12 protein-coding genes are annotated in these 12,575 nt (G+C 60.4%); 6 read left to right on the forward strand and 6 right to left on the reverse strand.

Features of this window, described 5'->3' with window-relative positions:
* The first annotated feature begins 98 nt into the window (after positions 1 to 98).
* Positions 99 to 1,409: a xylose isomerase gene (gene xylA, locus J5278_RS04790; protein WP_209184954.1), complete on the forward strand. Its 1,311-nt coding sequence runs from the start codon at positions 99 to 101 to the stop codon at positions 1,407 to 1,409.
* A gap of 41 nt (positions 1,410 to 1,450) precedes the next feature.
* Here xylA and J5278_RS04795 read toward each other — a convergent pair whose 3' ends face one another.
* Positions 1,451 to 2,110, reverse strand: a complete 660-nt coding sequence (locus tag J5278_RS04795) for a nucleotidyl transferase AbiEii/AbiGii toxin family protein (RefSeq protein WP_142830427.1) — start codon at positions 2,108 to 2,110, stop codon at positions 1,451 to 1,453.
* Entirely contained in the window at positions 2,085 to 2,372 is a 288-nt protein-coding gene (locus tag J5278_RS04800; RefSeq protein ID WP_142830428.1) for a hypothetical protein, read from the reverse strand. Before J5278_RS04800 ends, J5278_RS04795 begins: the two co-directional genes overlap by 26 nt.
* Before the next feature lie 302 nt (positions 2,373 to 2,674).
* On the opposite strand from J5278_RS04800, the gene J5278_RS04805 reads away from it, so the two are divergent.
* The 3 genes from J5278_RS04805 to J5278_RS04815 all read left to right on the forward strand — a co-directional run bounded on the left by J5278_RS04805 (position 2,675) and on the right by J5278_RS04815 (position 6,235).
* On the forward strand, positions 2,675 to 4,195 hold the full coding sequence (locus J5278_RS04805) for a sugar ABC transporter ATP-binding protein (protein WP_209184953.1): 1,521 nt from the start codon (positions 2,675 to 2,677) through the stop codon (positions 4,193 to 4,195).
* 44 nt (positions 4,196 to 4,239) lie between these two features.
* A complete protein-coding gene (locus J5278_RS04810) occupies positions 4,240 to 5,214 on the forward strand; it encodes an ABC transporter permease (RefSeq protein WP_374108289.1) in 975 nt (324 codons plus the stop codon).
* Positions 5,215 to 5,287: 73 nt separating this feature from the next.
* Positions 5,288 to 6,235 (forward strand): substrate-binding domain-containing protein, encoded by a 948-nt coding sequence (locus J5278_RS04815; RefSeq protein ID WP_142830434.1) that lies wholly within the window; start codon positions 5,288 to 5,290, stop codon positions 6,233 to 6,235.
* 234 nt (positions 6,236 to 6,469) lie between these two features.
* Here the strand turns inward: J5278_RS04815 and J5278_RS04820 are convergent, their stop codons facing one another.
* Together J5278_RS04820 and J5278_RS04825 are read right to left on the reverse strand one after the other, a co-directional pair.
* Positions 6,470 to 7,261, reverse strand: coding sequence for an aldolase (locus J5278_RS04820; RefSeq protein ID WP_209184951.1), 792 nt, complete (start codon positions 7,259 to 7,261; stop codon positions 6,470 to 6,472).
* A 345-nt stretch (positions 7,262 to 7,606) separates the two neighbouring features.
* Positions 7,607 to 7,957 (reverse strand): hypothetical protein, encoded by a 351-nt coding sequence (locus tag J5278_RS04825; protein WP_244615377.1) that lies wholly within the window; start codon positions 7,955 to 7,957, stop codon positions 7,607 to 7,609.
* Between the two features lie 373 nt (positions 7,958 to 8,330).
* Between J5278_RS04825 and J5278_RS04830 the strand changes: the two genes are divergently transcribed.
* Complete coding sequence (locus J5278_RS04830) at positions 8,331 to 9,383, forward strand: sugar phosphate isomerase/epimerase (RefSeq protein WP_209184950.1); 1,053 nt, start codon at positions 8,331 to 8,333, stop codon at positions 9,381 to 9,383.
* Positions 9,384 to 9,536: 153 nt separating this feature from the next.
* Positions 9,537 to 10,724: a Gfo/Idh/MocA family protein gene (locus tag J5278_RS04835; RefSeq protein WP_209184949.1), complete on the forward strand. Its 1,188-nt coding sequence runs from the start codon at positions 9,537 to 9,539 to the stop codon at positions 10,722 to 10,724.
* A gap of 105 nt (positions 10,725 to 10,829) precedes the next feature.
* On the opposite strand, the gene J5278_RS04840 is transcribed toward J5278_RS04835, so the two are convergent.
* On the reverse strand, positions 10,830 to 11,558 hold the full coding sequence (locus tag J5278_RS04840; protein WP_209184948.1) for an esterase family protein: 729 nt from the start codon (positions 11,556 to 11,558) through the stop codon (positions 10,830 to 10,832).
* A complete protein-coding gene (locus J5278_RS04845) occupies positions 11,555 to 12,514 on the reverse strand; it encodes an acetylxylan esterase (protein ID WP_209184947.1) in 960 nt (319 codons plus the stop codon). The genes J5278_RS04840 and J5278_RS04845 overlap by 4 nt, the downstream gene beginning before the upstream one ends.
* Positions 12,515 to 12,575 lie beyond the last annotated feature (61 nt).

Consider the following 12,575-nt stretch of genomic DNA (forward strand, 5'->3'; position numbering starts at 1 on the left):
CTCGTCTTTCCTTCTCCCCTCGGGGAGAAGGTGGCCCGAAGGGCCGGATGAGGGGGAGCCACAGAACCAACACCAGACCAACCAAGGAGGAAATACCCATGACCACAGGATTTTTCGGAGATATCCAGAAGGTAAAATACGAGGGCCCCGACAGCACCAATCCGCTGGCCTTCCGGCATTACAACAAGGACGAGATGCTGCTGGGCAAGCGGATGGAGGACCATCTCCGCTTTGCCGTTGCCTACTGGCACACGTTCACCTGGCCAGGCGGCGATCCCTTCGGCGGCCAGACGTTTTTGCGCCCATGGTTCAGCGACACGATGGAAGCAGCCAAGCTGAAGGCCGACGTCGCCTTCGAATTCTTCACCCTGCTCGGCGCGCCCTATTATTGCTTCCACGACGCCGACGTCCGGCCGGAAGGCAATAACTTCGCCGAGAACACCAAGAACCTCCACGAGATCGTCGACTACTTTGCGCAGAAGCAGGCCGACACTGGCGTCAAGCTTCTCTGGGGCACGGCCAACATGTTCTCCCACCGCCGCTACATGAGCGGCGCCGCAACCAATCCCGATCCGGACGTCTTCGCTTTTGCTGCGGCCACGGTGAAGACCTGCCTCGACGCGACGCAGAAGCTCGGCGGCGAGAACTACGTCCTGTGGGGCGGTCGCGAGGGCTACGAGACGCTTCTTAACACCGACCTCAAGCGCGAGCTTGACCAGATGGGCCGCTTCCTCAACCTCGTCGTCGAGTACAAGCACAAGATCGGCTACAAGGGCACCATCCTCATCGAGCCGAAGCCGCAGGAGCCGACCAAGCACCAGTACGACTACGACGTCGCAACGGTCTATGGCTTCCTCAAGAGATACGGCCTCGAGAATGAGGTGAAGCTCAACATCGAGCAGGGCCACGCCATCCTCGCCGGTCATTCCTTCGAGCACGAACTGGCGCTTGCCAACGCACTCGGCGTTTTCGGCTCCATCGACATGAACCGCAATGACTACCAGTCCGGCTGGGACACCGACCAGTTCCCGAACAACGTGCCGGAAATGACGCTGGCCTATTATCAGGTTCTGTCCGGCGGCGGCTTTACCACTGGCGGCACGAACTTCGATTCCAAGCTGCGTCGCCAGTCGCTGGACGCGGAAGACCTGCTGATCGGCCATATCGGCGGCATGGATTGCTGCGCGCGCGGCCTGAAGGCGGCAGCCAAGATGATCGAGGACAAGGCTTTGTCCAAGCCGCTCGACGACCGCTACGCCGGCTGGAACGCCGCCGAGCCCCAGAAGCTGCTGCGCGGCGAATACGCGCTCGACGACATCGCCAAGTGGGTGGAAGGCAACGATATCAACCCGCAGCCTCGTTCAGGCAAGCAGGAACTGCTGGAAAACATCGTCAATCGTTACGTTTGATGGCTGGGAGCGTCTCTCCGCTGGTTGCGGGGAGACGCTCGTTAAATACGATCCAAAATCGTGCGCACTGTTGCCAATGCTGATTTCGCAGTGCTGGCGTAGGCAGGCAGAATGTCCAACTCTTCCATGGATGCGCGAAAGAAATTGCCGTCGATATTGCTCAAGCGGCTGACAATCGCATTCTTTTTCGATTTGACATGGTGAAGATTGGCAACCAGGAGCGCCTCATGATGTTCTGCGACGACAGCGATATCGAAAACGTCCCTGATTTTAAGTTCCGGTCCCCTATGCCACAGCTTCTTGAGGGCGATCTCTACGGGATGCTCGATGGGAATAACGTAGGCCGCAATTCCGGCGTTTATGTCGCCCTCCACGCTCATCCTGTGCGGTAAAATGTTGGTAATATTTGAGGATATGATGAAGTCGATCTCGCCTTCCGCGTAGATCAATTTCACATAGTGCGCCGCTTCGTCATAGGCATCGGCTCCCCAAATTTCTTCGCCTCCGACGCGGGGTGAAAGGAATGTCAGATACTGGGCATCGTGGAAGAAGATGTCGATGTCTTTGGACAGCCGGTGTTGTAGTTGAAGCATCAGGGCGGTGCCTCCGCCGAGCGTCCAATCCTCCTGAGTAACCGTTATTTGCGGTAGGGATTCAAGTCCACGGATGGCACGATCAAGCAGGCTGTGCCAGTTCGACAAGGGCTTCCTCCATCTCCTTGCTCGCTTCCCCAGTCGCACCTTTAACGAGGGCGTACATCAATTGCAGTTGGGAATGCCCGATGCCGTGGGCATCAGCGAAGTCGATCACCAGATCCGGGCGAACGTCGGTGAAAAACGTCGAGATGTGCACGAGCCAGCTGTCTATTTTGCCGGTGGCAAGAACTGAAACCAATTCGGTGGAGGACACAGAGCGTCGATAAGGAGCGTTGACGGTCCCAAGCACCAGTGCATCGAGAGCCATATCGCTGCGATCTGGTACGAAATTTGTCCGAGTGCCTTCGCTCATAGGATAAGTATAAAGCAGTTGGCGCGAGAAGTCATCAAGCCGGCATCGCCCGTCTCATCATGCACGTCCTGTTTGTAATCCATAAAAAACATTCGCCCACTGCTTTACGTACCTCATCATATACGCTAGCCTCTTGCTTGGAGGAGTGCAGGGGTGGAGAGAGTTCTTGAGGACGATGGCGTGAGCCTTGTCGGCCTTTGTGGGGCCGAAGGTTTATGCGCGAAAGGGCGGGAAGCGGCAGCAGAGGATGCGCCGCAATGAACCCGCGCCTCGATGTTTCTACGCCGCTTCTGCAAGCCGTCGGCCTCTCGAAATCATTCGGGCCTGTCGAGGTCCTGCGCGACATCGACCTTTCCGTGATGCCAGGTGAAGTCCATGCGATCATCGGCGAGAACGGCGCGGGCAAGTCGACGCTGATGCGGCTTCTTTCGGGGCATCTTCAGCCGACGCGCGGCGAGGTACGGGTCGATGGCGAGCCTGCGCACCTGTCCGGGCCGGTCGATGCGGAAGCGCGCGGCATCGTGCTCGTGCACCAGGAAATCCTGCTCGCTCCCGATCTGACAGTGGCACAAAACCTCTATCTCGGCCGTGAACTGCGTCGCAGCTTCATCGTCGACGACCGCGCCATGAACGACGGCGCGCGCAGCGCCATCCGCAATCTTGGCGCCGATATCGAACCCACTGTGGTGGTCGGGCGTCTGTCGATTGCCCAGCGGCAGCTGGTTCAGATCGCCCGCGTGCTGCTGGTGCCGCACCGGCTCGTGATCTTCGACGAGCCAACTGCGTCGCTGACGCCAACCGAGACCAGGGCGCTTCTCAAGGTCATCCGTGATATCAGCGCCAAGGGGGTGGCGGTCCTCTATATTTCGCACCGGCTGCAGGAGGTGAAGGAGATTGCCGACCGGGTGACTATTCTTCGCGACGGACGGCTGGTCGCCACGCATCTGGCTGCCGATCTCGAGCCTGCCGATATGGCGCGGTTGATGGTCGGTCGCGATGTGGCAAAGCTCTATCCAGACCGGCATGCGGCTGCGGTTCGTGAAACTGTGCTGGAGGTCGGTAATTTTTCGGTGCCGGGCTATGCCGAGCGCGCGTCCTTCACCCTTCATCGTGGCGAGATCCTCGGTTTTGCCGGGCTGATCGGCGCCGGCCGGACGGAACTGATGGAGGGCGTAGTCGGGCTTCGCACCGGGCATGGAGCTGTGAAGCTCAACGGCAAACCGGTGCACTTTGCCGACGTGCATGCCAGCCTCAAGGCCGGGATCGTCTATCTCAGCGAAGATCGCAAGGGCAAGGGGCTGCTGCTCACCAAGGATCTCCGAGTCAACCTGACGCTTGCTGCGCTCGGCCAGTTTGCCCGCCGCTTCCAGGTGGACCGGGCAAAGGAGCGCGCCGCACTCGATGCCGCCATCAAGGAGTTCGACATCCGGGTTGGAGACAAGGACATGCTGGCAGGCCAGTTGTCGGGCGGTAACCAGCAGAAGCTTTTGCTCGCCAAGATGATGCTGCTCGATCCCGATATCGTCATCATCGACGAGCCGACGCGCGGCATCGACATCGGCACCAAGGAACAGATCTACAAATTCATCGCAGCCCTTGCCGAACAGGGCCGCTCGATCATCGTCGTCTCTTCGGAAATGCCCGAACTCATCGGCATCTGCGACCGGATATTGGTGATGCGCGGCGGGCGGATCGTCGGCGAGGTGGCCGGCGAAATGATGACCGAAAACGAAATCGTCGTGCTGGCCACCGATGCCAGTGCCGGAGAGGCCGCCTGAGCGGAGCAACCATGAGCAATGTGACAACAACCGAATCCGTCAAAATGCAACGTTCGTGGAAGGATATAGATCTACGCGCTGTGGCTCCCTTCGTGGCGCTGGCCTTGCTGCTGGTGCTCGGCGCCTTCGCCAATCCGAATTTCATCAGCATCGACAATCTGCTGAACGTCATCACCCGCAGTGCATTCATCGCAATCATTGCCATCGGCGCGACGTTCGTCATCTCGGCGGGTGGGATCGATCTTTCGGTCGGCTCGATGGTAGCGTTCGTTGCGAGCCTGATGATCCTGTTCATCAACAGCGGCGTCATCGCCGATCCCGCCGGCATGCTCATTGTCGCCATGCTGCTCGCCATCGCTCTCGGCGGTGCCTGCGGGCTCGCCAATGGCCTCATAACGACTGTGGGTGGTATAGAGCCGTTTATTGCGACGCTCGGCACGATGGGGATCTTTCGTGGACTTACCACCTCCCTGTCACAGGGCGGCGCCATCACCTTGCGCAACCCGGAGATTGTCAAGATGTACCGGCCGGCCTATTTCGGCCAGGTGCTCGGCGTGCCCGTGCCCGTGATCGTCATCTTCGCTGTGGCTGCCATAGGCGCCTTCATCCTTTACCGAACGCGCTACGGACGGCATGTCGCCGCCGTTGGCTCGAACGAAGATGTGGCGCGTTATTCCGGAATTTCGGTCAACCGGGTGCGTACAATGGCCTATGTTATCCAGGGGATCTGCGTCGCTGTTGCCGTGCTGCTCTATGTGCCGCGGCTGGGGTCAACTTCAGCCACGACTGGTATGATGTGGGAGTTGCAGGCGATCACCGCTGTCGTCGTCGGTGGCACGGCGTTGCGCGGAGGTGTCGGCCGTATTTGGGCTACAATTTGCGGCGCCTTCATTCTCGAAATCGTCGGCAACATCATGCTGTTGTCCAATTTCGTCAGCGAATACCTGATCGGCGCCATCCAGGGCGCGATCATCATCATTGCGATGCTCGTTCAGCGGTCGCTGATACGCAAGTCGTGAAAAAGGACCGGGTGGTGGGGTCGCCCGGTCTTCTGCGATATCGACCCCGATACTCTCTGGGAGGAGAACAGATATGCGTAAAATCCTGTTGGCTACGACTGTCGCCCTTGCCGCGCTGGTGGGCGCTGCCCATGCGGAAGACAAGAAAGTCACCATCGGCGTGTCTATCCCGGCCGCCGACCATGGCTGGACGTCCGGCGTGGTATTCCATGCCAACCGTGTCGCCAAGCTGCTGATGGCCCAACATCCGGGCCTCAACATCATCGTCAAGACCTCGGCTGATCCGGCGAGCCAGGCCAATGCGGTGCAGGACCTGTCGACGCAGGGCATCGATGCCCTCGTCATCCTGCCATCGGATCCGGATCCGCTGGTCAACGCCATGCAGGAGGTCAAGGACAAGGGCAAGTTCGTCGCCATCGTCGATCGCGCGCCGAGCGTCAACGACCATACGATCCGCGATCTCTATGTTGCCGGCAACAATCCGGCGCTCGGCCAGACCGCCGGCGAATATATCAAGGCCAACACGCCGGATGCCGAGGTCGTCGTCATCAGGGGCCTGCCGATCCCGATCGACCAGCAGCGCCAGGATGGCTTCGACAAGGGCATTGCCGGCTCCAAGGTCAAGGTGCTCGATCGCCAGTACGGCAACTGGAACCGCGACGACGCCTTCAAGGTGATGCAGGACTTCCTGACCAAGTACAAGAAGATCGACGTGGTCTGGTGCCAGGACGACGACATGGCTGTCGGCGTGCTGCAGGCCATCGATCAGGCCAAGCGCACGGATATCAAATACGTGATCGCCGGTGCCGGCTCGAAGGATATGATCAAGAAGGTCATGGACGGCGACAAGATGATCCCCGTCGACGTGCTCTATCCGCCGGCCATGGTCGGAACGGCGCTTGAGTTGACGGTCGCCAATTTCTACGGGCAGGTTCCGGTGCGCGGCACCTATCTGGTCGATGCGACGCTGGTTACGAAGGACAACGCCAAAGACTTCTATTTCCCGGATTCGCCGTTCTGAGGTCATTGTCTACAAGTGAGCATTGAGGGGGGAGACCCCCTCATCCGCCCTCCGGGCACCTTCTCCCCGAGGGGGAGAAGGGTAAGGCAATTTTTCTCTCGGAACCAGGTTGCCATTTAGTCAGCCGGTGGCTAACCGCAATATACGCGATCTGCGCAGGTCTCCCCTTCTCCCCTCGGGGAGAAGGTGGTCCGAAGGGCCGGATGAGGGGGCCGCACCATAGCAGCGCGGTTACTAACTCCGATATTCTGGCTCCTGCCTGTCCAGCACCCGCCTGATACTCTCGAGATGCATCCGGGCGCTTTCGGGGTCGCCCTCTCGCATCTGGCGGGCGGCGGCGGACGCGATTTCGGCTGGAACGGCGAGCAGACGGCGGCCGGTGCTCATGGCTTTGAGCTGCACTTCGGCGGCACGCTCCAGATAATAGAGATCGTCCCAGGCTTCGGCGATGTTCGGGCCGCAGACCATGACGCCATGGTTCTTCATGAACAGGATATCGTTGGTGCCGAGCGTGGCAGCAATCCGGTCGCCTTCACGCTCGTCGAGCGCCAGGCCGTTATAGTGCTCGTCGACGCCGGTTCGGCCATAGAATTTCAGCGAGGTCTGGCCTGCCCAGACCAGCGGTTCGCCTTCGACCATGCTGAGCGCAGTGGCATTCGGCATATGGGTGTGGAAGGCAGCGCCGACGCGCGGCAGCATCTTGTGCAGGCGGGCGTGGATGAAGAAGGCCGTCGCCTCCGGCACACCGTCCCCGGCGACCACGTGACCATCGAAATCGCAGATCAGCAGCGAAGAGGCCGTTGCTTCCTGGAAAGCCCAGCCCAGCCGGTTGACAAGAAACAGGTCCGAATGGCCGGGAACGAGCGCCGAGAAATGGTTGCAGATGCCCTCTTCGAGGCCCAGCCGCGCAGCGCTCCTGAGGCAAGCAGCGAGATCGACGCGAGCCTCCCAGATTTCCGGCGTGTCCAGCGACGCGTTCCGCAGGATGGTCGGTGTACCGTGCGGGATATTGAGTTCGTGCGCCATTTCCGTGGTCTCCTGAAAGCGAAATTCAGACCGTAGCCCTAAGGAGCACAGGAGACTTGTCAAGTGTCGTGCAAATTGCCTTGGCCAGTCGCGTACAGCCATAGCCGCGAGCAACCTAGATCGACGGAAGCCAAGCCTGGAGGGCGCTATTGCGAGAGGATGGGACGCGGCACAGATGTGAACAACGCTCCCGTTTTTGCGGGCATGTTCCATCAGGTTTGGTGGAAAAGCCGCGTTGATGACCTGTAGGTGCTGACGATGCTCGATGGGTCTGGTGAACAACGGGGACCCAGCGGGCGATTGGGAGGATGGTAGTGGCGACAGGTATCGTCACTACCATTGTGTTTAGAATGTTGCTGAGATGCTAACCCCAATGCCGACGCTGATGCCGAGCGACGACACGGTTCCTGCGGGCACGCATGGTGCATAGCCTGTCACTCTCGCCATGGGTTTCGCATCGACAACAAGTGGCGTAGCCCAAGCCAATTCCATTACGAGCCCGCCAATCAGGCTTTCCCAGCCGACAATTGATGCGTTTTTTGTGGAAATCGATACCGTATTCGACACTGCTTTGGAAAGCGCGTCCGCCACGACGGCGGCGAGGCCCTGACTAACCGCGCCAAGAAAAAATTTCGCGGCATCTTCGGGGGTCTTTGAAGCAGACATTAAGTTAACGGATGTTGTGTTGAGTTGCATGATTATTACCTAAGGTTGCGACAAGGCATATAAACACGTTTTCTGAATTACATCTATAGGCTTTAAAATTATTTAATGCAGCTTTTGCGATTTCGTGATTGCCTCCTGTTCTTGAGTGGTTAGCCAGAAGCCCGAGAGTGATCGACGTTGTAAGCGGCACGGTCAAAATTCCCACGTACCTACAGTCGTGCATCCATAAATGCGGTACGTACCTCTTGCGCATGTCGGACGCCCGTGATTAGTTCGCTGCACGTTGACTTCTGGCCATCAGGCTGGAGTCTCTGCGGTGGGTTGAGGAGCCCTCTGCGTGCCCCCGGGCGCAGCAGGACCGCATTGGAAACGTTTACGGTATCTGTTCAGGGAGGAATCTGACATGAAGACCATCAAGGGGCCTGGCCTCTTTCTCGGCCAGTTCGCAGGCGACGCTGCACCTTTCAATTCGTGGGATTCGATTACCAAGTGGGCGGCCGATGTGGGCTATGTCGGTGTGCAGGTGCCGACCTGGGCCGGACAACTGATCGACCTCAAGAAGGCTGCCAGCTCGAAGGATTATTGCGACGAATTTGCCGGCGTGGCGCGCCAGAATGGCGTTGAGGTGACGGAGCTCTCGACGCATCTGCAGGGCCAGCTGGTGGCGGTGCATCCTGCCTATGACGAGGCTTTCGACGGATTTGCGGCGCCGGAGGTGCGCGGCAATCCGAAGGCACGCCAGGAGTGGGCGGTCGAGCAGGTAAAGATGGCGCTGACAGCGTCGAAGCACCTCGGCATCTCGGCGCATGCAACCTTTTCCGGGGCTCTGGCCTGGCCCTATATGTATCCATGGCCGCAGCGGCCGGCGGGTCTCGTCGAGACGGCTTTCGAGGAGCTGGCCAAGCGCTGGACGCCGATCCTCGACCATGCCGAGGAAAACGGCGTCGATGTCTGCTATGAGATCCATCCGGGCGAAGACCTGCATGACGGCGTCACCTTCGAGATGTTCCTCGAGCGGGTAAAGAACCATCCGCGCGCCAACATGCTCTACGATCCGTCGCACTATATCCTGCAGTGCCTGGATTATCTCGACAATATCGACATCTACAAAGACCGCATCAAGATGTTCCACGTCAAGGATGCCGAGTTCAACCCGACAGGCCGCCAAGGCGTCTATGGCGGCTACCAGAGCTGGGTGGACCGGGCCGGCCGCTTCCGCTCGCCGGGCGACGGGCAGGTGGATTTCGGCGCGGTGTTTTCCAAGATGACCGCCAATGATTTCGACGGCTGGGCTGTCGTCGAATGGGAATGCGCGCTGAAGCACCCCGAAGACGGCGCGCGCGAAGGTGCCGAGTTCGTCAAGGCGCATATCATCCGCGTCACCGAGCATGCCTTCGACGATTTCGCCGCCGGGGGCACCGACGATGCGGCAAACCGGCGGATGCTGGGGCTTTAGTCCATTTCCCCTTCTCCCCAGCGGGGAGAAGGTGGCCCGCAGAGCCGGATGAGGGCGCACGAGGCGTTCGCGTCGCCCACCCCCTCATCTGTCCTTCGGACATCTTCTCCCCGCTGGGGAGAAGAGAAAACAGATATTTTCCAGGAGAAACCCATGGCAATCGAAGGTTCAAAGCAACAGGCCCGTGCACCGCGCATCCGGCTCGGCATGGTCGGCGGCGGGGCGGGGGCGTTCATCGGCGCGGTTCACCGGATCGCGGCCCGCATCGACGACCAGTTCGAACTGGTGGCCGGCGCCCTGTCGTCGACGCCGGAAAAGGCGATGGCCTCCGGGCTCGATCTCGGTCTTGAGCCATCCCGGACTTATGGCAGCTACCGCGAGATGGCGATCCGCGAGGCGAAGCTGAAGAACGGCATCGAGGCGGTGTCGATCGTGACACCCAACCATGTCCATTATGACGCCGCCAAGGAATTCCTGCGGCGCGGCATTCACGTCATCTGCGACAAGCCGCTGACCTCCAATCTTGCCGACGCAAAGAAGCTGAAGAAAATTGCCGACGAGAGCGGTGCGTTGTTCGTGCTCACCCACAACTACACCGGCTATCCGATGGTCCGCCAGGCCCGGGAAATGGTGGCGAATGGCGAGCTCGGCGATATCCGCGTCGTACAGGCCGAATATCCGCAGGACTGGCTGACCGAGGCGGTCGAGCAGACCGGGGCAAAGCAGGCCGTCTGGCGCACCGACCCGGCACAGTCCGGGGCCGGTGGCTCGACCGGCGATATCGGCACACACGCCTACAATCTCGCCTGCTTCGTCTCGGGGCTGGAGCTCGACAGCCTGGCTGCCGATCTCGACAGCTTCGTCGACGGCCGTCCGCTCGACGACAACGCCCATGTCATGCTGCGCTTCAAGGCCAAGGGCACGGAAAAGCCGGCCAAGGGCATGCTGTGGTGCAGCCAGGTGGCGCCGGGCCATGAGAATGGGCTGAAGATCCGGGTCTACGGCACCAAGGGCGGGCTGGAATGGGTGCAGGCCGATCCGAACTATCTCTGGTTCACGCCGTTCGGCGAGCCCAAGCGGCTGATCACCCGCAACGGTGCCGGCTCCGGTCCGGCCGCCGCCCGCGTCTCGCGCATTCCGGCCGGCCATCCCGAGGGCTATCTCGAAGCCTTCGCGACGATCTACACCGAGGCTGCCCACGCCATCAATGCCGCGAAGGCCGGCAAGACTGTCGACAAGGATGTCGTCTATCCAAACGTCGATGACGGTGTAAAAGGCGTTGCCTTCGTCGACGCCTGCGTTGCCTCGTCGAAGCGAAACGGCGCCTGGGTCAAGCTCTGAGGCTAGCTCAGAGGTTGAACAGGGCGGCGATGTCGTTACCGGTGCGGTGGCGCAGAAATGCGCTTCCGCGCGCGGATTGATTGCTGTAGAGGCGCCGATTGTCGCTCAGATATAGAGCGCCGCCATCTTTCTCCAGGCGCTTCCCCGGTGGGCGCGGCCATCCCAGAGGTGAAGCTGGTGGCCGACCTGCTTGTCTGCCAGAACGTGGCTGAGCAGACGGTTGTTGTCGAGGAACGGATCATCCTTGCCGATCGTCAGCACGATCTCGACCTGGCGTAGCTTGTCCAGCCGCCAGTCGTTGGTCATCCCGGGAAGAAAGTGCAGCGGCGTGTTGAAGTAGACCCGGTCGTCATAATAGCCGTCCAGCAGATCGCCGAAGTAATCGACTTTCATGGTGAGATCGTAGCGGCCCGAGAAGGCGACGAGCTTGCGGAACAGGTGCGGGTGGCGGAAGACGAGGTTGGCTGCCTGGAAGGCGCCGAGGCTGCAGCCGTGGACGATGGTGCAGCCATCCTGATTTTTCGCGGCCATCAGTGGCAGCACTTCATGCAGGATATAGTCTTCGAAGGCGGCGTGGCGGCCGATGCGCTCGGCTGGACGTCGGTGGGCGTTGTAGAAGCTTTCGCTCGCGAGCCCCTCGATGCAGTAAAGCTGCAACTGTCCGGCCTCGAGCTTGTCCGCAAGGCTGGCAACGAGCCCAAGCGCTTCGTATTCCCAGAACCGTCCGTCGCGCGTTGGAAACATCAGGACCTTGGCGCCGGCGTGCCCGAACACCAGCAACTCCATGTCTCGATGCAGGCGCGGGCTATACCAGCGCAAATATTCGCGGTTCATAGGTCCTTGAAGAACTGTCTCACCTTATCGCGCAGGACGGCTTCCTGAGCCTCGCTGCCATCATAGTCGAAATGGCCAGCATCGAGGATGAAAGTTTCATTATATTTTGGCAGCGCATTGGCGATTGCAAACTGGCAGGGCGGAGCCACCGCCGGGTCGAAAAGCGCGACGGCTGTCAGCATCGGCACGGTGATCCTGGAGGCTGCCACGGCTGCATCGAAGACGGTCAGCGTTTCCAGCACATGCGGATGGCTGGTTGCGTAAGCCTGCACAGAATGGGCGCTGCCGACGGTCGGAAGTGTCAGCCATGCCCGCCTGTCGCCGAATGTCGGCACCACCAGATGACCACGGGCGATGCGCGTATCGAAAGGGATCGCGAGCGCGCCGATGCCGCCGCCGAAGCTGATGCCGCTATAGCCGATATGGCCCGCAAGCCACGGGTAGAGGGCCAGCAGGGCCGAGACCCCCAGCCACAGATCGTCGACGCAGCCGCCGATGATGTAGTGATCCGGGTGGTCGATATCGTAGAGCACATGGCCCGCAGCGTCGCTTGGAATGGGAGCCCGGGAACTCCGCGAAAGGCCGCGAAAGCAGGGAAACAACAGGGCGGTGTCCTCGACCGGAAGGTCGTAGTCCGGCTGGTCGCGCCCGCCATATCCGTGGCCGACGACAAGGCCACGGCGAACCGGCCCGGTCCGAGGCAACAGCAGCCAGCCGCCGATCGGAAAGCCACCAGTCGAGGTGTAGCTGATATCGAGGACATGCCAGTCCCGATGCGCTGCCTTGCTCCGCCGCAATATCGGTTTTGGATCGGCAGCGATGGCGCGGCGATAGCGGGCTTTCCAGAACGCGTCGAAACCTGGCGGCGATGGCGGTGGCCTGATCGCCAGCAGGTCGTCGACAAGCATGCCGTAGGTAGGGTCGAAGTCGAAGGGGTAAGTTGTCGGAACGCTCATGCAAACGGTTTTCCTGCGGAATGGTGGCTGATGCAAGTGTTCGCCAATGGGCGCTTCTTTG

The organism is Rhizobium sp. B21/90, from assembly GCF_019355815.1.
In the GTDB taxonomy this organism is placed as follows: Bacteria; Pseudomonadota; Alphaproteobacteria; order Rhizobiales; family Rhizobiaceae; genus Rhizobium; species Rhizobium rhododendri.

Bases quoted from the DNA above. Each gene is read 5' to 3' on its own strand.
- xylA (WP_209184954.1), top strand. From the start codon at position 99: ATGACCACAGGATTTTTCGGAGATATCCAGAAGGTAAAATACGAGGGC.
- J5278_RS04840 (WP_209184948.1), bottom strand. From the start codon at position 11,558: ATGAACCGCGAATATTTGCGCTGGTATAGCCCGCGCCTGCATCGAGAC.
- J5278_RS04810 (WP_374108289.1), top strand. From the start codon at position 4,240: ATGCAACGTTCGTGGAAGGATATAGATCTACGCGCTGTGGCTCCCTTC.
- J5278_RS04845 (WP_209184947.1), bottom strand. From the start codon at position 12,514: ATGAGCGTTCCGACAACTTACCCCTTCGACTTCGACCCTACCTACGGC.
- J5278_RS04830 (WP_209184950.1), top strand. From the start codon at position 8,331: ATGAAGACCATCAAGGGGCCTGGCCTCTTTCTCGGCCAGTTCGCAGGC.
- J5278_RS04800 (WP_142830428.1), bottom strand. From the start codon at position 2,372: ATGGCTCTCGATGCACTGGTGCTTGGGACCGTCAACGCTCCTTATCGA.
- J5278_RS04820 (WP_209184951.1), bottom strand. From the start codon at position 7,261: ATGGCGCACGAACTCAATATCCCGCACGGTACACCGACCATCCTGCGG.
- J5278_RS04835 (WP_209184949.1), top strand. From the start codon at position 9,537: ATGGCAATCGAAGGTTCAAAGCAACAGGCCCGTGCACCGCGCATCCGG.
- J5278_RS04805 (WP_209184953.1), top strand. From the start codon at position 2,675: ATGAACCCGCGCCTCGATGTTTCTACGCCGCTTCTGCAAGCCGTCGGC.
- J5278_RS04815 (WP_142830434.1), top strand. From the start codon at position 5,288: ATGCGTAAAATCCTGTTGGCTACGACTGTCGCCCTTGCCGCGCTGGTG.
- J5278_RS04825 (WP_244615377.1), bottom strand. From the start codon at position 7,957: ATGCAACTCAACACAACATCCGTTAACTTAATGTCTGCTTCAAAGACC.